The sequence below is a fragment of the Streptomyces sp. NPDC047981 genome (assembly GCF_040653315.1).
GTDB lineage: Bacteria > Actinomycetota > Actinomycetes > Streptomycetales > Streptomycetaceae > Streptomyces.
Genome location: NZ_JBEZNQ010000043.1, coordinates 1 through 24,577 on the forward strand (window position 1 = coordinate 1; position 24,577 = coordinate 24,577).

The window sequence follows — 24,577 nt, forward strand, 5'->3', positions numbered from 1 at the left end:
AACAGGCACCGAACGTCTACGAACAGCAGTCAGCTACTCTGACACTTGCCGCATAACGACACGAACAGGTGTCCACCTTTTGGGGACAAGGCCCCTTCTTGTAGTACCCCTCGTCACCGCCCGGCACCATCTGCAGCTTGAGTTCGGATCCGAGCCGCTTGTTGAGTCCCTGCCAGTACAGGTTGTCGCCGACGGGCAGTACGACGTTGCCGTTGGAGAGGATCCCGCTGACCGGCTTGCCGTCGCCGGGGGCCTTCGTGACGATCCTGACCGGGTCGGCAGGGTAGCTGAAATAGCCGGCGTTGGCACGGCCCGGCTTGGCGACGAGGTCGGGCTTGACCCCGGCGTACGGGGTGTAGTTCGGCAGGTCGGCGGCCGAGGTGGCGCTCGGACCACCGCTGGAGACACCACTGGAGCAGGCGGTGAGCATCGACGGGCCGACAACGGCGGCCGCGGCGGTGGCTGTCGCGACGCGCAGCAGGCTGCGGCGGGAGGTGTGGTGCGGCATGAACGTCGGTCTCCTGTTCACGAGGGGGCTAGCCCTTGACGGCGCCGGTGAGGACGCCCTTGGCGAAGTGGCGTTGCAGGAAGGGATAGACGACGAGGATCGGGACGATGGAAATGACGAGGATCGCCATCTGGAGCGAGGGCTGGGCGGGCATGTTCTCCAGCCCCACCTGTTCTTCGCCGAGCTTGCTGGCCTCGACTACGTAGGTGCGAAGTACCACTTGGATCGGCCATTTGGCCTGGTCGTTGATGTACAGAACGGCGTTGAAGAAGGCGTTCCAGTAGCCGACCGCGTAGAAGAGGCCGACCACGGCGAGGATCGCCTTCGACAGCGGCAGCGTGATGCGGCTGAAGATGTGCCACTCGCCGGCGCCGTCGATACGGGCGCTCTCGAAGAGTTCCTGTGGCAGGTTCATGAAGAACGCCCGGACGATGACCACGTTGAAGGCGCTGATCATCGTGGGAACGATGAGCGCCCACAGGGTGTCGATCAGGCCGGCCTGCTTGACCGTCAGGTACATCGGGATCATGCCCGGGTGGAAGAGCATGGTGAACAGCACCAGGAGCAGCATCCACCGGCGTCCCACTGTCCTTGGGTTGGCCAGGGAGTACGCGAGCAGCGTGGTCGCGGTCAGGGAGAGCACCGTGCCGACGACCGCGACGAAGAGACTCACGCCGATGGCGCGGGTGACCATGCCGCCGCCCAGGATCGAGGCGTAGGCGTCCAGTTGCAGCCCTTCGGGGAAGAACACGAAGCCGCCGGCGTCCGTGACCTGCTTCTTGGGGGCGAGACTCGTGGAGACGACCCCGATGAAGGGCAGCACGACCAGTGCACAGGTGAGGGTGAGTACAACCCCCTTGAAGAGCCGCATTCCTGGCGAGGGCAGGGCCTGGCCCTCGTGCATGCGTGTGGTGCTCACTTCTGGTACACCCCTGCCTCGCCGAAGATATGGGCGATCTTGTTCGCGGAGAAGACGAGGACGACGCCGACCAGTCCCTTGACCAGCCCCACTGCCGCCGAGACGCCCCACTCGCCGCCTCGGACACCGTTGTTGTAGATGTAGGTGTCGAGGACCTCTCCCACTTCGAGGCCGACGGCTTTCTGCTGCAGGATGATCTGCTCGAAGCCGACGGACAGGGAGTCGCCCAGCTTGAGGATGAGCAGCATGATGATGATGCCGCGCATGCCGGGCAGGGTGATGTGCCACATCTGCCGCCACCGCCCGGCTCCGTCGACGCTCGATGCTTCGTAGAGCTCCTTGTCGATCTGTGAGAGCACGGCGAGGAAGAGGATGGTGGCCCAGCCGGTGTCCTTCCAGATCACCTGCGAGGTGAGCAGCGCGACGAACGTGTCGGGGTTGCTCATGATGTCCAGGCCCTGACCGCCGTGCTGGCGCAGGAAGTTGGAGATGTATCCGGTGCCTCCGAGGACCTGTTGGAAGATCGCGACCACGACGACCCAGGACAGGAAGTGCGGCAGGTAGAGGATCGACTGGACGGTCTGTTTGACGCGCTCCGAGACCATGCTGTTGAGCAGCAGGGCCAGGGCGATCGGCGCTGGGAAGACGAACAGGGTCTGAACTGCCGTGATGAGCAGGGTGTTCTGCAGGGCGTCGAGGAAGTAAGGGTCACCGTTGATCAAGGGTTCGAAGTTCTCGAACCCCACCCATTCGCTGCCTTGGATCCCGAGAAACGGCAAGTAGTCCTTGAACGCGATGGCGTTGCCGAGGATCGGCAGGTAGTGGAACGCGACAAAGAGCGCGACGCCCGGCAGGGCGAAGAGGAGCAGCATCCGGTCGCGGCGGATCCTTGCCCAAAGTGAGTGGTGCGGCGGTGCGGACTGCCTCTGCTCACGTTCCGTGGGACACGAGGCTGTCGGTATCTCCTCACCGCGGTCGGGTACGACGGCGGTCTGTTCGGGCATGCCTGTACTCCTTCAGCGCCCCAGGGATCGAGCGGTCCGACCCCCGATGGGGGCGTGCGCAGCAGAATCCCTGCGTATCTTTCTTGTGTCAAGAAAGCAGGAGGAAGTTCTTCCATGCACCTTCTGGCGCCCGAACTGTTCCTAAATGCACAGGAATTGAGCCCCTTGACGGCCCGCCAGGCGACGTCTCACCCGCTAGACAGTTCCTTGACAGGGAAAAATAACAAGCGCCACACTCAGCGACGCCGCAGCGATCTCAACCGCTGCTCTGTCGAGCGCCTCCCCCGTCAAAGGAGCGAATGACCGTGCACAACGACGCCCCCCGATTCAGAGCCGCAGTGGTCGGTACGGGAGCCATCGCCGGCGCGCATCTGAACGCGCTCAGGGCCCACTCACGCGAGGTGGAGCTCGTCGCCGCAGTCGACGTCGACACCGGCCGCCTGGCGGACTTCATACGTGCGGCGTCCGCGCTCCCGGGCACGGGTCCGGGCTGGGACATCGCCGGATACGCCGACTTGGACGAGATGCTGGACGAGCAGCAGCCCGATCTGGTCCTCATCTGCACCCCACCATTCCTGCACCATCAGCAGACGGTGCGGGCCCTGCGGGCCGGCTCCTGGGTGCTGTGCGAGAAGCCGGTGTGCCTGTCCCTCGCCGAGCACGACGAGATCACCACGCACGAAGGCGACGACCGAGCGGCCGACGGCGGGGCGGCCGGGGGCGGCGGAGCGGGCGGCCCGTTCGCCTCCGTGGTCTTCCAGCACCGGTACGGATCCGGCGCGGACCATGCCCGCCGTCTCCTCCTCGCGGGCGAGCTGGGCAACCCACTCGTGGCGCACTGCCAGACCACCTGGTACCGGGACGCGGACTACTACGCGGTGCCCTGGCGCGGACGTTGGGCGGCGGAGGGCGGCGGACCGGCCATGAGTCACGGCGTCCACCAGGCCGATCTGCTGCTGTACCTGCTCGGCGACTGGGCCGAGATACGGGCCATGACCGGTCGGCTGGTGCACGGCGTCGAGACCGAGGACGTGTCCACGGCCCTGGTGCGCTTCGAGAGCGGCGCCCTGGCGACCGTCGTCAACAGCGTCCTCTCACCCGACGAGCACAGCCGCATCCGGATCGACTGCACCGACGCAACCGTCGAACTCACCCACCTGTACGGGCACTCCAACGACGACTGGGTGTACACACCCACACGGAACGCCGGCTCCGACCCGGAACGCGTCCGCCGCTGGCGCACCCCTTCGGCCGACGTCCCCAGTTCACACACCGCGCAACTAGACGTGATCCTCGACGCGTTGCGTTCGGGGCGCCGCCCTGCGGGCAGCGGTGCCGATGCGCGCCGCACGCTGGAGTTCACCGCCGCGCTGTACAAGGCGGCGTTCACCGGAAGCCCCGTCCACCGGGGCGAGATCGGCCCCGGAGACCCCTACTACACGGCCATGCACGGCAGTCACCCCGACTGGGCGCCCGAAACGAAGAAGGACCAGGAGTGATGAACGCGCACCTCACCATCACGCACACTCATGGCGAACGCGTCACCGTGTCCGCGGCCGGGGCAGACCTGCTCAGTTACGTCTACAAGCCCGACCCCGACCCCTACGAGGCGCCCAAGCCGTACATCCACCCGCTGCGCACCCTGTCCGGGCGGCTCGTGTCCGGCTACCGGCCCCACGACCACCGCTGGCACAAGGGCCTGCAGATGTCCGCGAGTCATCTGTCCGGCCAGAACTTCTGGGGCGGCCACAGCTACCACGGACCCGAGCACGGCTACCGGGACGTACCCGAACAGGTCGGCTCGCTGCGCCACGACGGCTTCGAGGCCTTCGACACCTCGGATCCGACGCGGTTGCGGTTCACCGAGTCCCTCACCTGGGTCACCCACCATGGCGACGCCTGGGCGCGCGAGCGCCGCACGATCGAGGTGCACTCGGCCGAACTTGCCGAAGGCGCCTACGTCGTCGACTGGACGACCGAGCTGACCAACCTCCGGTCCGAACCCCTGCGATTCGGCTCGCCCACCACCGCCGGCCGCGAACGCGCCGGCTACACCGGCCTCGCCTGGCGCGGCCCGCGCGCCTTCACCGGCGGCGACGTCCGCACACCGGCCGGCTGTGGGGCCCCGGGCGAGGAGGGCGCGGCCAAGGTGATGGGTACGCGGTCGCCGTGGCTCGCCTTCACCGGCACACACGACGACGTCGACGCCGCCAGCACGCTGCTCTTCGCCCACGCGCCCGAGAACGACGACGCGATCCACGCGTCGCACTGGTTCGTCCGCTCCGAACCCATCCCCACGGTGGCGCTCTCGTGGGCGTTCCATGAGGAGTTCGAGCTGCCGCCGGGTGACAGCTTCCGCTATCGCTACCGGGTCGTGGTGGCCGACGGCGCGTGGGACGAGCACCGCGCCTCGAACTATCTCGGCACGCATACCTGGTGATGCGCAACCCGCGATACCCGGCACGCCTGACACCACGTACCGACCTGGAACGGAAGGACCCGCATGAACGCCCCACCTAGCGCCCGGGCCGCCCATCAGCGCGAACTCGTCCCAAATGCAGGGCTGTCGAGCGCGACGGCGACGGACTGGATGGACACCCTGTGGGATCCGGACGCCGCACTGCTGCGCGCCACGCCCTCGCTGGCCCCCCACACCCATATGGTCCGGGAGACCATCTGGTACGCGGTCGGGCTGCTCAGCCGAGGCGGCGCGGACGACAGGACGCGTGCGGTGGAGGCTGTCGAGAGCGTGCTGGCCAACCAGTTCTCGCAGCCGGGTCAGGTCGCCCACGGAACGTGGCGTCGCTGGCCCGGCGAGCCGGACCCCGGGCCTGACGCCGCCGAATGGCGCGACTACGACCCGAACTGGCGGGAGTTCATCGGAACCGCCCTCCTGCTGATCCTGCACGAGTTCGAGGACGACCTACCCGCTGCCCTGGTGACGAAGATCGACCACGCTCTCGCGCTGGCGACCGCGGGATCGCGGCAGCGCGGAGTCTCCGCCGGATACACGAACATCGCCTTGATGGCGGCGTATCTCTACGATGGTGTCGGCCGACGCCAGGACCGGCCCGAGCTGTGCACGGCAGGTGAGGCACTGGCCACCGAAGTGCATGCTCTGTGGGCGAGGACCGGCACCTTCCCGGAGTTCAACTCGCCCACGTACTACGGCGTGGATCTCTATGGGCTCGCACTGTGGCGCGGCCTGTCAGCCTCCCCTGTGCTGCGCGGGACCGGCGCCGAGATGGAGAGCCGGCTGTGGGAGGAGATCGCCGACAGGTACCACCCCGAGCTGCGCAACATCGCCGGGCCCTACGACCGCTCGTACGGAATGGACCTCCAGCGCTACGCCTCGCTGCTCGGACTGTGGATCGAGCTGGTCACCGCGGGCGCGCACGCTCCCCTGCCCAGCGGCGGTCCCGACGGTGCGCAGCACGCGCACGACTGGTGCTTCGCCCCCTGCTTCGCCCTGCTCGCCGCCGTGCCGACGCAGGAGATGAGCAAGCGGCTGACCGACTTCGCGGGGCCCCGCCATGTGTCCACGACCGTCACGGCGGCACCGCACAGGGTCGCCACGTCGTGGATCGGCGAGCGGCTTCTGATCGGCGCACAGGACACGGGCTCCGCTCAGGAAGCGGGCCGATTCGTCGAGACGTGGACCTCTCAGTACTGCCCTGTGGCCGTGCACTGGAAGGAACCCGGAACCACCGGCGGTGTGCACTGGTTGCGCGCGGCGCCCGGAACTCCGGTCGACGCTCGGGTCGACGAAGAGGGGGTTCTGAGACTCGTCCACCGTGCCGGACAGAGCGACGACTCCCCGCTGCGCTTCGAGGTCTGCGCACCGCAGACCGCCGACGAGCACATCACTGCCACACGTTGGGAGTTGCCAGGGGTGACGGTGCAGGTGGCACCGGCGCAGGGGACCGATGCCGTGATCTCCCGGTCGGGCGAGGTGCTGCACATCGAGTACGTCCGGACCGACGCACCCGGCGACGGCGAGACCCGGTTCGTTCTGCGGTTCGCCACGCACTGAGTCGGCTCCACCCCTATTCGGGGTGGAGAAGGGCGCCGGTGGGGGCGATTGCCCCCACCGGCGCCCTTCTTGTTGCTGCTGCAGCGCTACGACCGGGTGTGGAACCAGACGGCGGTGTCCGAAGGCACCAGGCCCTCGTCGAGGGGTGAGCTGGTGAGTACGGGTTCTGCGTGTGCGGGGAGCCCGACAGAGTCCTGGGAGAAATTGACCAGGCAGTGGAAGCCGTCGCCGCGGGAGAACGCGAGCACCTGGTCGGGTGAGGGCAGCCAGGTCAACGTACCGTCCCCCAAGGCTGTTTCGGAGCGACGGATGTGCAATGCCCGGCGATACAGCTCCAGCATGGAGTCCGGGTCGCCGGTCTCCGCCGCGACCGTGTGGTTCTTCCAGGCCGGCGGCTGAGGCAGCCAGAGCTCGCTCTGTGCCTTCGGAGGACTGAAGCCGAACGGGGGCTCCTCCCCTTCCCACGGCAACGGGACGCGGCAGCCGTCGCGTCCGGGGTCCTTGCCTCCTGACTGTTGGATGGCCGGGTCCTGCCGTTGGTCGAGCGGGATGTCCTCGACCTCCCAGAGGCCGAGCTCCTCGCCCTGGTAGATGTAGACGCTGCCAGGAAGGGCGAGGCTGAGCAGGGCGGCGGCACGAGCCCGTCGTATGCCGAGTTCGAGGTCCGTGGGGACGGGCTGCTGACGCTCGACGAACGAGGTGTCCGCGCGGCCGTACCGCGTCACAACGCGGGTGGCGTCGTGGTTGCCGAGGACCCAGGTCGCGGGCGCTCCCACCGGGGCGTGCTGGGCGAGGGTCTCGTCGATCACGGTACGGAGCGCGGCGGGCTCCCATGTAGCCTGCAGGAACGGGAAGTTGAATCCGGTGTGCAGCTCGTCCGGGCGCAGATAGCGGGGCAGGGACTCCGGTGAGACCCACAGCTCGCCCACGAAGATTCGTTCGTCGGCGTAGGAGTCGGAGATCCGGCGCCAGGCGCGGTAGATCTCGTGGACTTGCGGCCGGTCCGCGTCGGGAGCCGGCGCGCCCGGTGCGAGCGCGGCCTTGTCGGGCAGTCCTTCCTGCTTGACAAGCAACGACGCCACGTCGATCCGGAAGCCGTCGACGCCTCGGTCGAGCCAGAACCGCAGGATCGACTCGAACTCGTCCCGCACCTGCGGGTGTTCCCAGTTCCAGTCCGGCTGCTGCGGAGCGAAGAGGTGCAGGTACCACTCCCCCGGGGTGCCGTCGGGTTCCGTCGTACGGGTCCACGCCGGCCCGCCGAAGCATGACTGCCAGTCGTTCGGCGGCAGTTCACCGTGATCACCGCGGCCGGGACGGAAATGGAACAGCTCACGCACCGGGGAACCCGGGCCGGCGTGCAGGGCCGCACGGAACCAGGGGTGCTGGTCGGAGCAGTGGTTGGGGACTAGGTCGACGATGATCCGCAGGCCGATCCCATGGGCCTCGGATATGAGTTCTTCGGCCTCGTCGAGAGTGCCGAACAGCGGGTCGATGTCCCGGTAGTCGGCCACGTCGTATCCGGCGTCCGCCATGGGCGAGACGTACCAGGGCGAGATCCACACCGCGTCGACGCCCAGACCCCGAAGGTGCGGCAGTCTGGCCCGGATGCCGGCGATGTCACCGATCCCGTCGCCGTTCCCGTCTGCGTAACTGCGCGGATAGATCTGGTAGATGGCCGCTCCGCGCCACCAAGACGCGTCCGGCGTCGTCGATGTGCTCATGAGGTCTCCTGCTCGTGAGTGGGCTGGGAAGGGCAGATCGAAACGCCTCGGATTGAGGCAGGCGCGCAGTACGGAGTGGGAGCTGGTGCTCGAATACCGGGGCGACGACGCTCGCGGGAACGAAGGCTCGGCCGAGCCCTGGTTCTCAGACCTTGCGTGCGGGGCCGGGAATGTGCGTGCTTCCCGTGAAGATGCCCTGCAGCGCCACGGCACCGGCGCCGCGAGCCCAGGTCTCGTCCGGGAGGGGTCGGGCCACCAGTTCGTATGTCCCGCTGCCCGGAAGTGTCTGAGCGGCGAAGGTCTCGCGCACTGTGCTGAGGAGCAGATCGGAGGCGATGAGTCCTTCGCCGGACAGGATGAACCGCTCGGGATTGACGAGGTTGGCCAGCGTCGCGATCCCCGACCCGATGGCAGCCCCCGCCCGGGTGAACGCCGCGACCGCGGCCGGGTCCCCCTGGCGCGCGAGTTCTGCCGCACGGGCCATGTCGAGGTCCGACGGACCTCCGGCCTCGGTGATGGAGGCGAGGATGGCCGGGTCGGACGCGATGGTCTCCAGGCAGCCGCGGTTGCCGCAGCGGCACCACCGGCCCCCTGGAGCGACCACCACGTGTCCCAGTTCACCTGCCGCGCCTCGGGCACCGGGCATCAGTCGGCCGTCGAGCACCAGGGCGCTGCCAATGCCGGCGCCCACGGTCACGACGGCGAACCAGGGGACGTCCACGCCTGCGCCGAACCACTGCTCTGCGACGGCGAGGGCGTTGACATCGTTCTCGATGGTCGTGCGCAGCCCTGTCTCCGCCTCCAACAGCTCGGCGAGCGCGACGGACTGCCAGCCCAGCATCGACGAAGTCCGCAGCGAACGGCCGGTGTTGTCGATCTGGCCTGCCAGACCGACACCAAGGTCGAAGGTCCGGGAGCCGAACGCCTCGTCCATGGCAAGCAACTGGCGTACGAGCTCCCCCGTGCTATCCACCACGGCGGGCACCTGCGTCGACTCCAGGTGGGCGCGCCGCTGGGCCACGACGCGGCCCGAGAGGTCGACGACGACGCCGATGAGCTCGCGTTCCATGATCTTGACGCCGACGGCGAAACGGCGGTCGGGTCGAATGCTCAGCGGGACGCGGGGGCGGCCCCCCGTGGAGCTGCCCTCGTGCTCGTGGACGTACCCGGCCTCCAGCATCGGGGCGACCACCTTGGTGACCGTGGCCTGCGACAGGCCCGTCAGCACGGCGAGCTCGCTCCGGGCTAGCGGCCCCTTGGTGATGATCGCCCCGAAGACCGCAGCGCTGTTCCGGTCGCGTACGGCGTACCGGTCGTCGAGGATCGTGTCGCCGGGCCCCATGTCCACCTCCGCACAACGCTGCACCAAGTCGCTTCCGGGTGTGATCCTCCAGCATCTTTCTTTCCCGTGTCAATAAAGCATCTCGGGGCATACGACGAGCCCCGGACTCTCAAGCAAGTCCGGGGCTCGTCGTGCGGTTTGACCAAGCGCCTTAGGGCCGGAGGTAGAACGAGCGGCGGCGGTCCAGGGTCTCGGCCCGCGTAGGCACCGAGGCGCTGGCGCCCGGGCGCTCCACCGACAAGGAGGCTGCGGCGCAAGCGACCTCCAGAGCGAGGGCAGGGGCACTCCGCTCCGCCGTGGCTGCGGCGAACGTTCCAGCGAAGGTGTCTCCAGCGCCGGTGGAATCGACGGGGTCGGCCAGAGGGGCCGCGGCCCTGATCGGGCCGTTCGTCCCGTTCACTCCGCCTGGTCCTGCTGCGGCCAGCTCCGCACCGTCCGCGCCGAAGGTGGTCAGGATGGCCACACCGGCCGGGATGCCGGCTTCGGCACGCCGAAGATGGGCGGCCTCATGCTCGTTGACGATCAGGACCGAGGCCGCTTCGAGCAGCTCGGGCGGAAGATCTCGCGCCGGAGAGACATTCACCAGCACCGGCACGCCGTGCCGACGGGCGGTGACGGCGGCTTCGGTCGCGGTGGTCGGCGGGATCTCCAGCTGGCACAGCACCACGTCCGCCTGCGCGATCAACTCACGGTCGGCGTCCGTTAGTCCGGTCAGCGAGCCGTTGGCGCCGGGGATCACGACGATGTGGTTCGCCCCTGCATCATCGACGGTGACGACGGCCGTACCCGTATCGGTGCCGGGCACGGTCCTGCAGTGCGTCGTATCGACACCGCGCCGCCGCAGGGCATCGAGGAGCACGGCGCCCGACGGGTCGTCGCCCATGGCGGCGATCAGCGAGGTGCGGGCGCCGAACGCCGCGGCGGCGACGGCCTGGTTGAGACCCTTGCCGCCCGGTTCGCGGCGTACGGAGGTCCCGAGCACGGTCTCGCCGGACTGCGGGAGTTCGGGAGCCTCGGTGATCAGATCGAGGTTGGCACTGCCCACGACGACCACCCTCGGCCCACCCGCCGCAGATGCCTCACCCCCGGCTGTGGAGGCTTCGCCATCGGCCGTCGCGCCGGCCAACGCTACGGTGCGAGCCGCCAGGTCGGTGAAGCGCACACCGTCGAACCCGGGCATGCTGGTGGCAAGGCGGTCACGGAGCGGGGCGATCCAGCGCTGCGGCAGCGCGGTCGCGCCCAGCATCGTGCCGACGACCGAACCGACGGTCGCGGCGTTGGAGTCGGTGTCCCAACCACCGGAGACCGCATGGCAGATGCTCGCCGAGTAGTCCCCGCGCCCTGACGCGAGCGCGAGCGTGACCAGCGCCGCGTTGTTGAGGACGTGCACCCAGTGCAGATGGCCGTAGCGGGCATAGAGGCGGTCGACTCGGGCTTCGAACTCGCCGCCTTCTGCCGCGGTTTCCCGGGCGAAACGCACCGCCTCGGCGAGACGGCACTCGCGTGGGACGACCGACAGCGCGGCATCGAGCACCACGTCGACGTCATCGCAGACGCACGCGGCGGACACCAGTGCGGCGGCGAACATCGCGCCGTACACACCGTTGCGCGTGTGGCTCAGTCGGGCGTCCCGCCAGGCCAGTTCGGCCGCTCCGCGCACATCGCCGGGACGCACCCAGCCGTAGACGTCACCGCGGATCTGGGCGCCGATCCACTCGCGGTACGGGTTGCGCACGGTCGCCGTGTCCGGCGGTGCGACACCGTCGAGGAGGTTGCGGTAGGCGACGCGCTCGGCGGTGAACGCGCGGCCGCCGGGCATGTCGGTCAGCCACAGGTCCGCGACATCATCGGTGGTGAAACCGTGGCCGTGGCGTTCGAGCAACGCGAGGGCGATCAGCGGGTAGTTGAGGTCGTCGTCCTCCGGCATGCCGTCAATGTTCTCGGCCAGGCTGGTGGTACGGCTGCGGCGGTTCCACGGCCACCGCCGGGCGACGTCGTCCGGCAGGCCATCCGCGGTGAACCACTCGCTCAGCGGCCAGCGGCCGGTGGCTTCGAGGATCTCGCGGATGCCTTCGCGCGGGATCTTCTCCACCGGCTTGCCCAGCAGACAGCCCGCGGCACGTCCCTGCCAGCCGCCCAGAATCCGATCGGAAAGAGCGGCCGCCTGTGGGAGGGCGGGCAGAGCGGGGACCGGGGGTGCCACCGCGAAGATCCCGGCGAGGTCGTCGGGCTCGGCCAGCGCCTGGGCCGGGTCGACGGGCAGGGCCGCGAGTTCGTCAGACAACTCGGCAGCGAGAGCCCTTAGTTCAGGTGACGCCGCAGGGTGTGACGCCCCGTTGTGCGGCCCGGTCACCGACCCGCCGGCCGCGCTCCAGCGCGCTGCGACCGCGGCCACGTCGCGGCCCTCGTCCGCCGACTGCTGAAGCTCATGCGCGAGGACGTCCTCCGGCTGTACCCAGGTCACCCTCATCGCGCAGCGCCTTCCGCCTGGCCGGCCAGCTCGGTGAAGGCCGTGGTCGTGGCCGCCGCACGCTCCTGGTCCCGCGCGAAGATCTCGCGGGCCACCTGCGCCATCACACGTCCACCGGCCTCCAGGTCCAGTCGGCTGGCATCGCCGATGTCCGTACGCCACTGGGCGGGCACCGCGTCCACGCCGTACAGCGCCCCGGAAATCGCGCCGGCCATGGTGGCGATCGAGTCCGCGTCACGCCCGTAGTTGACACCGCCGAGCACCGAAGCCCGGAAGTCGCCGCGGCCTGCGACCAACATGCCGAGCGCTACAGGGAGTTCCTCGATAGAGTGCAGCCGGGAAGGCCTGTGCGCGGCCATGCCCCGCTCCCGGTAGGCGTCGGCGACGAGGTCGAACGGCCGCACCGCAGCGCGCAGCGCGTCGTACGCCTCCAGGGGGTCGTCCACGTTCTGAGCTTGCTCGCAGACGGCCTCGATCGCGGCACGCGTGCCGTCGTGGGCGACGGCGAGCGCCGCGTCGACCACGGAGGCGACGCTCGCGCCCGGAGACAGCGCTGCGGCCACCGCGGCCGCGAAGACACCAGCGGCTTCCCGGCCGAAGCTCGACTGGTGGGCCCCGGCCCAGTCGATCGCCTCGGCGTACGCGGCCCTCGGATTGCCGGCGTTGGCGACACCGGTGGGAGCGGCGTACATGGCGGCGCCGCAGTTGACCGCGTTGCCGACACCGGCCTCACGCGGATCTACGTGGGCGTAGTGCAGTCGCGTGACGATCCACTTCTCCGCGAGGAAGACACGGATCAACGGGGCGGCCTCCCGCTCAAGCTCCGGAATCCACACCTTCTCACCGATCATCAGCGGCACAAGGAGCTCGTCGATGTCGTACGCGTCGAGGTGGTCGCGCTTGGTTTCGTACACCCTGACCAGCAGATTGGTCATCAAGGTGTCGTCTGTGACGTGCCCATCGCCCTTGTGGTACGGCGAGATGGGCTTGAAGTCCTGCCAGTCCGGACGGAAGGGTTCGACGATCCCGGTGACCGGACCGCCGTACCGGGCCCGGATCTGCTCGACCGACCAGCCTTCGGTGGCCCCGCCCAGGGCGTCGCCGACGGCGGCTCCGGCGAGTGCTCCGATGGCACGGGATTCCAGGACGTTCATAAGGGTGCTCTCCGTGAAGTGATGTGTGCGCAAGAGAAGCTGACCGGTCAGCTGCCGGACAGACCGGTGCCCGCGACGCCCTCGGTGAAGCGGCGTTCCAGAGCGAGGAAGAGAACGAGCATGGGCAGCAGGATGACGATCCCGGCGGCGCTGAGGAGCGCGTAGTCGGTGGTGTAGCCGGACTGGAAGGCGTACAGGCTGGTCGAGACGGGCTGTTTGGTCTCGTCGTTGAGGAAGGTCACCGCGAAAAGGAACTCGTGATAGACGTTGATCGCGGTGATCAGCGCGACGGTCAGCAGTCCGGGCCAGGCCACGGGCAGGACGACACCGAAGATGGTGCGGAGCATGCCTGCGCCGTCCACCCGCGCCGCTTCCTCGAGCTCCTTGGGCAGAGCCTGAAAGAACGACCGCAGCAGAAGGGTCGCGAACGGCGAGAAGATCGCGATGTAGACGAGGATCAGGCCGATGAGCGAGTCGTAGAGCCCGATCTGGGCCCAGATGAAGAACAGCGGCAGCAGGAACAGCTGCTTGGGCATGGCGCCGCCGACCATGAGACCCGTGACGACCCCGCCCGAGCCCTTCGGGTGCAGTCGCGCCAGCGAGTAGGCGGCGAGACCGCCGACGAGGCAGACGCCGGCCACCGAACCGACGATCACGACCAGGCTGTTGGTCAGTCCGGCCGCGAGGTTGGCCTGCGTCCACGCCGTGGTGAAGTTAGACCACTGCCAGTGCTCGGGCAGGGCGAAGGGGCGCTCGCTCAGTTCGCTCTGCGTCTTGAACGCCGTCAGCACGACGAACACCAGCGGACCGACGGCGAAGACGAGCAGGAAGGCGAGCGGCACATACGGCCACGAGGCGTGCCGCGCGCGGCGCCGGGGCGTACGTACGCGAAAGCTGGATGTGAGGGTCACAGTTCCCATCCCTTGCGGCGGCGGAGGAGGTAGTACACCGACAGGACCGCGACGGCGATGAGTGCGATGAGCACGCCCATCGCACAGCCGTATCCGGCACGGTTGGCGGAGAAGGAGTCCCGGTACAGCACGGTGCTGAGCATGTCGCTCGCGCCGCCAGGACCACCGCCGGTGAGGATGAAGATGTAGTCGAAGGACATGAAGGACCAGATGACGGTCTGCAGGGCGAGGAAGACGAAGGTGGGCCGGATGCTCGGCAGGGTGATCGACAGGAACTGGCGCAACGGGCCGGCGCCGTCGAGCTCGCTCGCCTCGTAGACGGACGGGTTCACCCCCCGCATCGCGGCCAGGAAGATCACGAGCAGAAAGCCCCACCACCCCCAGGTGGTGACCACACCGACCGAGCCCAGCGCGAGATCCGGGTCTCCCAGCGGATTGATGTCGAACACGCTGCCGATGCCGGTGTCCGGCGACAGCAGCACGCGCCAGATGGCGCTGTTGAGCACCGCACCGATGACGTACGGAACGAAGAAGCAGATCCGGAAGAGAATCTGGAAGCGTCGGATGCGGGTGAGGAGGAACGCACCCGCGAGTGCCATGGCCATCGGGAAGGTGAGGAACCCGACGGTCCACAGCAGGTTGTTGCCCAGCGCGATCCGGATCTCAGGGTCGGTGAACATCGTGGTGTAGTTGTCGAGCCCGATGAAGCGGGCCTCGCCGATCCCCGACCAGTCGGTGAACGAGTAGTACACGCTCAGCAGGGAGGGAATCGCTACCACGAGGGCGTTGATCGCGATCAGCGGGGTGAGCAGCACCCAGGCGGCGCGGCCCGTGGAAGTCGCTCGGCGCCTGGGCTTGTCCCGATGGCTGCCGGGCCGGTGAACGAGGGGGCCCGCCGGGCGGGCCGCGGTCGCGGTCATGACGGGCTCGGCACGGCCGGGACCTTGCCGCTCCTGCGCTCCGACGTGAACAGCCGGTCCAGCTGTGCGCAGTACTCGGCCGGTGTCAGCCGTCCCGTCAGGACGTAGTCCATGCCATGGTAGCAGAACGTCATCGTCTCCGGTGGCAGGAAAGTCCATGTCGTGTAGCCGTTCCGTTGGGCTTGTGCGAGTTCGGTGTACAGACGCGCCAGCCTCGGGTCGGTGCCCTTGACGAAGTCGGAGGCGGCGAGCGGAATCGGCATCGGCTGGAGCCCGACGCTCTTGAAACCCGCGAGCTGACGCTGCGGATTGCCGACGACCCAGCTGAGGAACTCGGCCGCTTCCTCGGCATGCGGGCTCTTGCTGTTGACGCTCCAGGTGCCGCCGACGGCGAGCGTGAACGGCGGTGCGGTGGTCTGCGAGGGGGACAGGGACGGAAGTGGCGCCCAGTCCCATGCCGCGTCCCGGCCCGACTCGTGGAAGTAGGGAAGGAGCTCGGCGAAGGCCCATGAACCGGTGTGCTCCATCGCGACCTCGCCCTTGGCGAGTTTCGAGTAGAGGCTCTCGAAGGTGTTGGTGAAGTAGTCCTCGACGCCTCCCCCGTACCAGCCCTTGTGGAAGTAGCTGTTGAGGAGCGTGATGGCGTCCACGAAGACGGGATCGGAGAAGCGTGCCCGGCCCGTCAGCGCCTGGTGGACGGCCTCCGGTCCGGCGAAGCTGTTGAAGGCGATCGTCACGAACCACTGGCTGACATCATGTGCGCTCGCCGAGCCGGCGCCGATCGGGATGAGGCCGCGGCCCTTGGCCTCGGCGCAGAGCTCCTCGAAATCGTCCCTGCTGACGGGGACCTGCCAGTCGTACTTCTCGAACGTGTCTTTGTTGTATACGCACAGGAGGGTCTCGTAGGCGTTGGGAACCGTGTAGAGGTGCCCGTCGACCCGGCCCGCGTCCAACGCCCAGGGCAGCATCCTCGACGCCCAGTCGTCCCTGCGCGCGATGGAGTCGAGCGGCACGAGGTAGCCGGCCTTGGCGTACTTGACAACCTGTGCGGTGGATCCGGTCTCGATGAGGTCGGGTGCCTTGCCGGCGGCGAGGGCCGTCTGGACCATCCGCTCGAAGGAGCTGGTGGGCTTCGACTGGAGTGTCACGGGGCGCCGGGCCGTGCGGTTGTAGACATCGACGAAGCCGCGCTGGAAGTAGCCGCGGGTCTCGGTGTTGGAGAACTTTCCCCACATCCGGAGCTCTTGGGCGGACGGTTCACCGCCGCACGCGGACAGGGCCGCGGCCGACAGGCCCGCCCCTCCGACGGCCGAGAGAAATCTGCGACGGGACAGGGACACCTTCGTCTCCGCTCTGGGGGATGGTCGGTTGCGTATCGGGTCGGTTGTGTACGTAATCGGTGACGCGCGGGCATGACGGCTCGGCGCGACCGTGCGGATCACGCAGGGCGCGTGAGGGATTGCGTGCATGGGTCGTCCGCGTGCAGGGGCGTCCGCGTGCGTCGGTCGCTTGCCGCTTGCGTCGATCGCCTACGCACGTGAGGAAGTGGGCGTCAGCACTCGGCCGGAGGGCCGTCAGCACCTGGACGTGGGAGAGGTGGGTCCGTCAGCTCCGGTCCATGAACTGGTCGACGGATCGGCTCGACTCCCTGACGACGAGCGAGGGAACGACTTCCCGACAGGCCACCGGGCGCTCATGGTCCTCGATGCGCTCCCGCAGAAGCTCGACTGCGAGTCCCGCCCTCTCCTCGGCACCCAGCGACACCGTTGTCAGCGGCGGGTTGCACATGGCCGCGAGGTCGGTGTCGTCCATACCGGTCACCGCCACGTCCTGGGGAATGCGCAGACCCCGCTCGGTGAGTGCACGCAGTGCGCCCATCGCGATCAGGTCGTTGGCGCACACGATCGCGTCCGGGGCGTGCTCCTCCAGGAGGGCGGCCGCAGCCAGGTATCCGTCGTGATGGTTGAAGTCCGCGCACTCCATGACCATGCCGGGTTCCACGGTGCACCCGCGAGCGCGCATCGCCTCCTCGAAGCCTTGCAGCCTGATCCGTCCTGGCGCCGTTTCGACAGGTCCGTTGAGCAGCGCGATCCGTCGGCGGCCCATGTCGGCGAGATGCCGCACCGCCAGTCCGATACCCAGTCCGGAGTCGGTACGCACGCAATCGACGTCGGCACCGTCCGGGAGATTGCCGATCACCACTGCGGGCATCGGCAACTCGGCGAGGGCCTCAAGGAGTTCGTCCCGGGCGCGCACGGTCTGCAGGATCAGGCCGTCCACGGTCCCGCTGCGCAGGCTCTCGACGAAGGCCAGCTCACCGTCGGTGTCAGTGCCTGTCGAGTACAGGACGATCCGGTAGTTCGTCGGGCGCAGGGCCGCCTCGACGGTACGCATCATCGCCACATAGGTGGGGTTGCCGATGTCGGCGACGGCAAGCGCCACCTGGAAGGTGCGGCCTGCACGCAGACTGCGGGCGAAGGCGTCCGGTACGTAGGACAGCGCCTCGGCGGCCTCAGTGACCCGCTTTGTCATCTCGGGCGTCGCCGGCAGCCCGTTCAGCACCCGGGACACCGACGCGACGGACACGCCTGCGCGCTCCGCGACCTTCGCAAGTGTCGGCTTCGGCGTTCCTGCCATCGTGACCCCATCCTGCTCCCGGCGATCCTTGCCGGCGACGTTCTGCAATCGTTCTTGTAAACGTTCTTGTAAACGTTCTTACGGAAGTCTGCGGCAGCGTCCCGATCTCGTCAAGAGGGGGCCGGAAGCTGCGGCCACGTCATCCCCCGCGCAGCAGAACGGGCCCCTGGCCCGGGGGATGGTCGACCTCCCGGGTCAGGGGCCCACACCCCCGCGAAGTCAGGCTTTGGCAGCGGCCTCGCACTCGTCGACATCCCCGCCTTGCGCCTGGCGGCGCTCAAACCCGTCCCTGTCCCCTCGCGCGTCACGCGGCCGCACAACATGGCCACAGGACCGGACCGACAACTCGCCGAGTTCGCGCAGTAGGTCACGCTTCGTGGCGACGCCGCCGAACGCAGACGTCTTGACGTATCCGGCGCCGACCTCGCCCAAGACCGGACCGTCCCCGCAGGCGCGGGGTCGACCTTGGCCCCCTCGGTGCGGCGCTTCTGTGCTGCGGACCATCCCCACAGGCGCGGGATCGGCTTCAAGAGGCCTTCGTCAGCTCGCCCCCGTGAGGGAGCATCCCCGCAGGCGCGGGGTCAACGTGTGCTCGGCGCCGGCCACGATCTGCTCGGCCGGACCATCCCCGCAGGCGCGGGGTCGACCCCAGCCCTCGGCGCGCGCATCGCGAGAACTACGGAGCATCCCCGCAGACGCGGGGTCGACGTGGAGGAGATGACCGTCGACCAGCTCAAGGCCGGAGCATCCCCGCAGGCGCGGGGGCGACCGGGCCGTGCGACGCGGTGGCCGTCAGCGGCGCGGAGCATCCTCGCACGCGCGGGGTCGACGAGCACCCTTCGACCTCCGGGATCCCGGAATCCGGAGCATCCCCGCAAGCGCGGGGTCGACCCGCCGGGCCCCGGCCTCGTCCAGCCGTGCCCCGGAGCATCCCCGCAGGCGCGGGGTCGGCTCCTTCGCCGACCAGAAGATGTGCTTTACCAGCGGAGCATCTCCGCGGGCGCGGGGTCGACAGCGGGTCCGCGGCGGTGCTCAGGTCGGGCGCCGGAGCATCCCCGCAGGCGCGGGGGCGACTCGGTGGACCAGTCCTCGCGCGCGACGTCGCCCGGAGCATCCCCGCAGGCGCGGGGTCGACCGCACCCTGGCCAAGCGGGGACACAAGGACGGCGGAACATCCCTGCGGGTGCAGGATCGACGACGAGTCGCGCGATCTTCTCATCGGGGGGCGCGGGACATCCCCGCAGGCGCGGGGTCGACCGCGGGGCACCCTGCCGCCGGTCGTGGCGGACCGGAGCATCCCCGCAGGCGCGGGGTCGACCTCGGCACCGCCGTGGCGCTCGCCCTCATGTCCGGAGCATCCCCGCAGGCGCGGGGTCGACGGTGACGTCCTTGTCCTCCACCTCGACCGACACGGAGCATCCCCGCAGGCGCGGGGGCGACTCGGGGGAGACGCCGGCCATGCTCGCTGCCCTCGGAGCATCCCCGCAGGCGCGGGGTCGACTGGTACTCCAGCAGGATGCAGGTACCGGTGTACGGATCACCCCTGCAGGCGCGGGGTCGACCGCACTCCACAAGCTAGACCCTAGGGTCTGTGCGGATCATCCCCGCAGGCGTGGGATCGACCCCGTGGTGCCCTGGCACTTGATCGGACCGGCCGGATCCTCCCCGCAGGCGCGGGGGCGACACTCCGGCGGCCTAGATGGGAACCCAGACGTCCGGAGCATCCCCGCAGGCGCGGGGTCGACCAGGGATTCCAGGGCACGACCGAGCGTGCGGGTCGGAGCATCCCCGCAGGCGCGGGGTCGACTTCACGACGACCGCGAACGCTGCCTTGCAACGCGGAGCATCCCCGCAGGCGCGGGGTCGACCTGTCCGGGTGCGGCACGTCGGGGCTGTCGCGGGGAGCATCCCCGCAGGCGCGGGGTCGACACGATCTCCTGCCGTACCGGCTCGCCACACCACGGAGCATCCCCGCAGGCGCGGGGTCGACATAACCGCTACCCTCGGCCCGAAGATCGCCGCCGGAGCATCCCCGCGGGCGCGGGGTCGACGTCACCACCAAGGCCCTCGCGCTCGCGGAGACCGGAGCATCCCAGCAGGCGCGGGGTCGACTTTCTAAACGGGGTCTGTGCTCATCGTTCTCGCGGAGCATCCCCGCAGGCGCGGGGTCGACCACCAGGACGGCCAGGCCGTCACTGACTACACCGGAGCATCCCCACAGGCGCGGGGTCGACGACAGGCCCGGCGCGGTTCCGAGCTCGGTCTTCGGACCATCCCCGCAGGCGCGAGGTCGACTCGTTCTTGCGGGGGTGCTCGCGGCTCTTCTTCGGAGCATCCCCGCAGGCGCGGGGTGGATCAGGCGCCCGTGTCGTACGGCTGGCCTGACAGCGGAGCATCCCCGCAGGCGCGGAGTCGACGACGACGGTCTGCGTGACCTCGAACCCACCGTTCGGAGCATCCCCGCAGGCGCGGGGTCGACTTGTGCACACCGGACGCGCGGTCCGCTGCCGAGGGAGCATCCCCGCAGGCGCGGGGTCGACCTCGGCGTGGCGCCGTTCTCGTAGAACTTGCCCAGAGCATCCCCGCAGGCGCGGGGTCGACTTGACCACGCCGGTCTTGATGGACTGCCAGTGCGGAGCATCCCCGCAGGCGCGGGGTCGACATCGGCCACGTCATCGGCGGACTCGTCTCCGCCGGAGCATCCCCGCAGGCGCGGGGTCGACCGCCCGGGCCAGGCCCCGGTGCCGGCCTTCGACGGGGCATCCCCGCAGGCGCGGGGTCGACGTCTTGTCCCACCACAGGGGGGTGGTCCACTGGGGAGCATCCCCGCAGGCGCGGGGTCGACTGCATCCCGTTGGTGGAGCTGTAGTAGCCCTGGGGAGCATCCCCGCGGGTGCGGGGTCGACGTGGCCATGATCCGCGCGTAAAGGTCGATGATCGGAGCATCCCCGCAGGCCCGGGGTCGACCGCGTGTGAGTCGCCTCAGTACCCCCGCCTACGGAGCATCGCCGCAGGCGCGGGGGCGACACGGTGGAGGCGCCTGTCGTGGAGGCGGGTGCTGGAGCATCCCCGCAGACGAGGGGTCGACAACGCGGGCTTGATCGCGTTGTCCTACAGCCACGGAGCATCCCCGCAGGCGCGGGGTCGGCACCGGATTCAACGCCGCCGTCGCCCTGAACACCGGAGCATCCCCGCGGGCGCGGGGTCGACTCCAAGGCGATGAAGAAGCAGCTCGGCACGCTCGGAGCATCCCCGTAGGCGCGGGGTCGACAGCCCGGCGTAGAGGGCGGCGGGGTGGTGGGCCGGAGCATCCCCGCAGGCGCGGGGGTCGACCGAGTCATCGAGCGCACCGAGGGCGGGAAGCTCGGAGCATCCCCGTAGACGCAGGGGCGACCGGGGGCGCGTCGTCATCGAACTCCGCTCGTTCGGAGCATCCCCGCGGGCGCGGGGTCGATGTCTGGAGTGACACCAACGGTGCAGGTCCTGGGAGTCCGCCTTCCACCCGATGTCGGGCACGGGTGTTCACTCTCTATCGGGAAGCGGGGCGAGGGTGAGCAGTCCGCAGCCGTATGCCTTGGAGGGGCCGATGCCGGCAAGGAGGCGTTCGGTGAGGAGTGCGGCGTCGGTGATGCGCAGGCTTCCCTCGAAGGTCACGGAGTTCATGACGACGTGGGCTTCTTTCGCGGTGCCAAGGCCTTTGCCGAACGAACGGCGTTGGCGCTTGGTGATTCGGATGTCGCGGGGTGTGTCGTCGTCCGGGTCCTGGGTTTTGTCCAGGTGGGAGGCGGTGGGGACTTCGAAGCCCCACCGTTCGGTGCGGCTGAGGAACCAGTTGAGTTGAGCCGTGGCGGTGCGATGCCCCAGTCGGAAGCCCCGCCGTCGTTCTCCGGCTTCGATGCGTGTCTGCTGCAGCGTGGTGGGCTTGTCGGGACGGCTGGTGTTCTGGACGGGGTTCGCGGTGAGGCGGAAGGCGAAGCTGCGGCCAGGAGCGAGTTGCTGCAGGAGCGGGGCGTAGTCGCGTATGGCGTAGTGCTCGCCGTCGGCGTCGGGCCATCCTGCCTGTTCGACCAGGTGTGTCCAGTCCGGCTTGTCCGTGGTGAGTACGAAGAGCTGGGGACGGTGGGGGTTGTCGGGGTCGAGACGCCACAGGGTGCGTGCCTGTTCGGGTAGGCCGGGGACGCCTCCTTGGACCGCGGCGTGCATGGCGCGCGGGCTGGCGAGGAGTTTGCGGCTTTCGGCGCGCAGGGGATTGATGCGGATGCGGGAGAGGTACGGCATGTCGGTCACCAGCCCAGGAGGGCGAAGGGGTCGTGGCCGCCGGTGGTCTGCGGCCGTGCGGGGTCGGGGGTGAGGCCGGTGGGAGCTTCGAGGTAGGTGTGGCGGGTGCGGCGGGTGGTGAAGGTTCGGCTTGTGGGGGCGAAAGACAGGGGGACGTCGTCGCGGACTTCGTCTCCTTCCGGGTCGTCGAGGGTGGCGGGAAGGTCGACGTGAGCGGCGTTACCGTTCTCGCGCCCCCACCGCTTGCGCACTGCGGCGGATGCCTGCCACGGCTCCGCGCGCAGCACGTCTTCGAGCGAGCCGGTGCGCTGTCCCAGGACCAGCGGCTGGGCGGGGGCGCAGGATCGGCGGCCGAGGGCGAGGGGGAAGGCGGGGTGGCGTACGGCGTGGTCGAGGGTGGTGATGAGCTCGTGGGGGCCTTCCACGGCCGCCAGGAAGATGGCGTCCTGGAGGTAGAAGCGTTGGGTGATGTGGGTGTGCTTGGCGGGCGAAGTGGGTTTCTGTAGCCCCTTGGCGGTCACGGCGGCGGAGAGCAGTGGCTGGCCGCGGTAGTCGCTGACGGTGTGGTAGTCGCGCAGGATGCTGCCTGGCTGGTCGATACGGATGCCGAGTCCGAGCCCGGCGAGGTCGTCCAGTGCTGCGTAGCGGGAGCGCCCCGCAGCGGCGGCGAGAAGTCCGACGACTCCGGACTTGGTGGGTTCGGGCCGGGTTTCACGGCGGTTGAACGTGCTGCGGTCGCCCCAGGACTGGAGTGGGGCGGCGAGCCGCAGCAGGAGGACGGAAGTGTGGTCGGACGAAGTCACGCCTCTTCCCCCAGGGCGGTGGTGATGCGGGCGCGCAAGGTGGTGCGCAGGTCGGCGAAGGTGACGGGTTCACCAAAGGCCTGAGTGAGGGTTTCGGCGGTGTCCTTGGTGCGGGGTTCGCGGGTCGTGAAGGTGTGACTGGCCGCACCGTAGAGGGGGGTGTCGCCCCAGACCTGCATGGCGGTGATGTGCTCTTCGGCCAGGCGACGGGCCGAGTTCGCCTGGATACCGGCTTCCGCCGCGACAGGCTCTTCGAAGGCGGAGACCAGGTTGACGGGCTGGTCGGTGCGCACGACGACTGCCACGAGGCTGGGCCGGGTTCGGTGGGCGAAGGCGTTCTGGTAGCCGGTGGGGGTGGAGAGGGCGAAGCTGTCGACGAACCGGTCGAGGGCGTCGAGGGCGGCTTCGGTGTCGCCGCCAAGGTTGTCGGTGAGCTGGGCGAATCCGACCGTGGCGTAGCGGTAGAGGGTGGCGGAGTTGAAGCCGATGGTGCCGATCATTCCGGCGCCGGTCTCGTCCTGTTCGTTCTGGTCGTCGACGGCGGTGAAGTAGTCGAATTCGAGCTGTGTCTCGTGGGTGGACAGGGCGTGGGCCACTTGTACGGCGGCGTCGACGTTGAGCTTGGGGATGTCGGCGACCATACGGCCGAACAGGGCGACGCCCACGGGGTGTCCGGTCCTGAAGCTTTCCGCGACGGGCAGTTCCTTGACTGCTTCGGCCAGAGCCTTTTCGCCCAGGCCGACGAGGTCGGCGGCGCGGTCGGTGACGAGGTCGGCCACGGCGTCGAGCTGGGCGTTGCCGTAGAAGAGGAGGTAGGCGGTGTCACCGGCCTTCTTGCCCTGGCTCAGGCCGAGCTGAGCGAGCAGGGCGGCGGCGATCCGGCCGGCGTTCTCGCGGTCCAGGCTGGTGTTCCGCTCGATCCTAGTGCTGAGCTCGTTGGTGATGCGCTTGGTGCGGGTGGCGCGATCGGGCTCGGGGGCCTGGGCGTCGAAGTGCTGGCGGGATGCGCGCTTCCACGCCTGGGAGGAGACGCGGGAGCGGCGTACCCCACCGTAGATGGCTTCCTTGGGGTTGCCCTGGTCATCACGGTTGAGGTTGGCGGGCGGGACCGTCTGGACGACGTGCAGGTCGATGTAGAGGCGCTGAGTCATCGGGTTGCTCCAAGTCGAATGTCGAGCGGGAATCGGTCGTCTGCGGCCGTTGCTCATGCGGGCGCGCCGTCACCTGGGCAGCTCTGCGGGCCTGGGCCTCGGGCAGGCTGTTGGTCAGCGGCCCGATCGTGGAGCCGTCGTCCTCTGGGTCCAGCCGTAGTAGTCCAGGCCCCAGCGGCGGCGGACGCGGGAGCGGGTGTCGGGCCGGCTCCATTGGTGGATGTCGGAGGCCAGGCGGTCGTAGTCGAGGGGCTGCTTGATGTCCTTGAGCTGGGTGATCAGGCCGCGTAGCCGGAGTTGGAGGCCTGCCGTGGCCGTTGCGGAGAACGCCTGCTGAAAGCGCGAGTCCACTGCCTCGTCGCTGGTGCGGTCGTGGCGCCTGAGTTCGAGCATGGCCCGTCCGAGACCGATGCCGTCCCGGTGCATCGGCGCGTTCTGGCTCTGCTGGTGAAGTCCGTAGAGGGCGAGCGCGATGTGCTCGGCCTCCTGCTCGGCCGAGACCTCTCCGCGGCGGGCGGCGAAGTCGTCGACGGGGCAGGTGTAGAAGGGGAACATCTCCAGCACGGTTCCGGCGGGACGGCCCAGTCCTCGGCGCAGCACCGCGAGGTCCTCGCCGGGCGGACGTTGCTCCGCCGCGTTGCCGCTCTTGCGGCGCCAGGTGCCGTCCGCGGCGGTGTAGCGGTGCCAGATTCTCTGCTTCGTGAAGTCTTCTTCGGTCATGACCGT

Annotated in this window: 18 protein-coding genes, 1 pseudogene and 1 CRISPR repeat array; of the genes and pseudogenes, 3 read left to right on the plus strand and 16 right to left on the minus strand. The window is 69.1% G+C overall.

Translation table 11 applies throughout. The features are described 5' to 3' along the window. Nucleotides 1–16 precede the first annotated feature (16 nt). The 3 genes from AB0E14_RS24280 to AB0E14_RS24290 are packed head-to-tail and all read right to left on the minus strand — an operon-like array spanning nt 17 to nt 2,431. On the minus strand, nt 17–508 hold the full coding sequence (locus AB0E14_RS24280; protein WP_362421769.1) for a hypothetical protein: 492 nt from the start codon (nt 506–508) through the stop codon (nt 17–19). A 28-nt stretch (nt 509–536) separates the two neighbouring features. After that, complete coding sequence (locus AB0E14_RS24285; protein WP_362421772.1) at nt 537–1,427, minus strand: carbohydrate ABC transporter permease; 891 nt, start codon at nt 1,425–1,427, stop codon at nt 537–539. Next, entirely contained in the window at nt 1,424–2,431 is a 1,008-nt protein-coding gene (locus AB0E14_RS24290; protein ID WP_362421774.1) for an ABC transporter permease subunit, read from the minus strand. Before AB0E14_RS24290 ends, AB0E14_RS24285 begins: the two co-directional genes overlap by 4 nt. 299 nt (nt 2,432–2,730) lie before the next feature. On the opposite strand from AB0E14_RS24290, the gene AB0E14_RS24295 reads away from it, so the two are divergent. The 3 genes from AB0E14_RS24295 (at nt 2,731) to AB0E14_RS24305 (ending at nt 6,464) form a co-directional block, all read left to right on the plus strand. Then, entirely contained in the window at nt 2,731–3,930 is a 1,200-nt protein-coding gene (locus AB0E14_RS24295; RefSeq protein WP_362421776.1) for a Gfo/Idh/MocA family oxidoreductase, read from the plus strand. Continuing rightward, nucleotides 3,930–4,871 carry a PmoA family protein gene (locus AB0E14_RS24300; RefSeq protein WP_362421779.1) on the plus strand — a complete coding sequence of 314 codons (942 nt, stop codon included), beginning with the start codon at nt 3,930–3,932 and terminating at the stop codon, nt 4,869–4,871. Before AB0E14_RS24295 ends, AB0E14_RS24300 begins: the two co-directional genes overlap by 1 nt. 63 nt (nt 4,872–4,934) lie before the next feature. Further along, nucleotides 4,935–6,464, plus strand: coding sequence for a hypothetical protein (locus tag AB0E14_RS24305; protein WP_362421781.1), 1,530 nt, complete (start codon nt 4,935–4,937; stop codon nt 6,462–6,464). A gap of 86 nt (nt 6,465–6,550) precedes the next feature. Here the strand turns inward: AB0E14_RS24305 and AB0E14_RS24310 are convergent, their stop codons facing one another. The 13 genes and pseudogenes from AB0E14_RS24310 to casB form a co-directional block, all read right to left on the minus strand. Next, nucleotides 6,551–8,185 carry a glycoside hydrolase family 13 protein gene (locus AB0E14_RS24310; RefSeq protein ID WP_362421784.1) on the minus strand — a complete coding sequence of 545 codons (1,635 nt, stop codon included), beginning with the start codon at nt 8,183–8,185 and terminating at the stop codon, nt 6,551–6,553. A 145-nt stretch (nt 8,186–8,330) separates the two neighbouring features. Next, complete coding sequence (locus tag AB0E14_RS24315; protein WP_362421787.1) at nt 8,331–9,527, minus strand: ROK family transcriptional regulator; 1,197 nt, start codon at nt 9,525–9,527, stop codon at nt 8,331–8,333. 151 nt (nt 9,528–9,678) lie between these two features. Continuing rightward, the gene (locus tag AB0E14_RS24320) at nt 9,679–10,689 is read right to left on the minus strand and encodes a ribokinase (RefSeq protein WP_362421929.1); all 1,011 of its coding nucleotides are present in this window, start codon (nt 10,687–10,689) and stop codon (nt 9,679–9,681) included. Continuing rightward, nucleotides 10,669–11,997: pseudogene (locus AB0E14_RS24325) on the minus strand (ADP-ribosylglycohydrolase family protein); the annotation flags it as partial. The pseudogene AB0E14_RS24325 and the gene AB0E14_RS24320, both read right to left, overlap by 21 nt. Then, entirely contained in the window at nt 11,994–13,151 is a 1,158-nt protein-coding gene (locus tag AB0E14_RS24330; RefSeq protein WP_362421789.1) for an ADP-ribosylglycohydrolase family protein, read from the minus strand. The pseudogene AB0E14_RS24325 and the gene AB0E14_RS24330, both read right to left, overlap by 4 nt. A 47-nt stretch (nt 13,152–13,198) precedes the next feature. Continuing rightward, nucleotides 13,199–14,062 (minus strand): carbohydrate ABC transporter permease, encoded by an 864-nt coding sequence (locus tag AB0E14_RS24335; protein WP_362421791.1) that lies wholly within the window; start codon nt 14,060–14,062, stop codon nt 13,199–13,201. Continuing rightward, nucleotides 14,059–14,982 carry a sugar ABC transporter permease gene (locus AB0E14_RS24340; RefSeq protein ID WP_362421794.1) on the minus strand — a complete coding sequence of 308 codons (924 nt, stop codon included), beginning with the start codon at nt 14,980–14,982 and terminating at the stop codon, nt 14,059–14,061. Before AB0E14_RS24340 ends, AB0E14_RS24335 begins: the two co-directional genes overlap by 4 nt. After that, a complete protein-coding gene (locus AB0E14_RS24345; RefSeq protein ID WP_362421797.1) occupies nt 14,979–16,217 on the minus strand; it encodes an extracellular solute-binding protein in 1,239 nt (412 codons plus the stop codon). The genes AB0E14_RS24340 and AB0E14_RS24345 overlap by 4 nt, the downstream gene beginning before the upstream one ends. Before the next feature lie 370 nt (nt 16,218–16,587). Beyond that, entirely contained in the window at nt 16,588–17,667 is a 1,080-nt protein-coding gene (locus tag AB0E14_RS24350; RefSeq protein WP_362421800.1) for a LacI family DNA-binding transcriptional regulator, read from the minus strand. A 387-nt stretch (nt 17,668–18,054) separates the two neighbouring features. Continuing rightward, nucleotides 18,055–21,074: direct repeats of the CRISPR family, unit length 28 nt; unit sequence GGAGCATCCCCGCAGGCGCGGGGTCGAC. Nucleotides 21,075–21,141: 67 nt separating this feature from the next. After that, nucleotides 21,142–21,897 carry a type I-E CRISPR-associated protein Cas6/Cse3/CasE gene (cas6e, locus tag AB0E14_RS24355; protein WP_362421932.1) on the minus strand — a complete coding sequence of 252 codons (756 nt, stop codon included), beginning with the start codon at nt 21,895–21,897 and terminating at the stop codon, nt 21,142–21,144. A gap of 5 nt (nt 21,898–21,902) precedes the next feature. Further along, nucleotides 21,903–22,700 (minus strand): type I-E CRISPR-associated protein Cas5/CasD, encoded by a 798-nt coding sequence (cas5e, locus tag AB0E14_RS24360; protein WP_362421803.1) that lies wholly within the window; start codon nt 22,698–22,700, stop codon nt 21,903–21,905. Continuing rightward, a complete protein-coding gene (gene cas7e / locus AB0E14_RS24365; RefSeq protein ID WP_362421806.1) occupies nt 22,697–23,851 on the minus strand; it encodes a type I-E CRISPR-associated protein Cas7/Cse4/CasC in 1,155 nt (384 codons plus the stop codon). The genes cas5e and cas7e overlap by 4 nt, the downstream gene beginning before the upstream one ends. 114 nt (nt 23,852–23,965) lie before the next feature. Next, a complete protein-coding gene (gene casB / locus AB0E14_RS24370; protein ID WP_362421809.1) occupies nt 23,966–24,571 on the minus strand; it encodes a type I-E CRISPR-associated protein Cse2/CasB in 606 nt (201 codons plus the stop codon). Between the last annotated feature and the right edge of the window lie 6 nt (nt 24,572–24,577).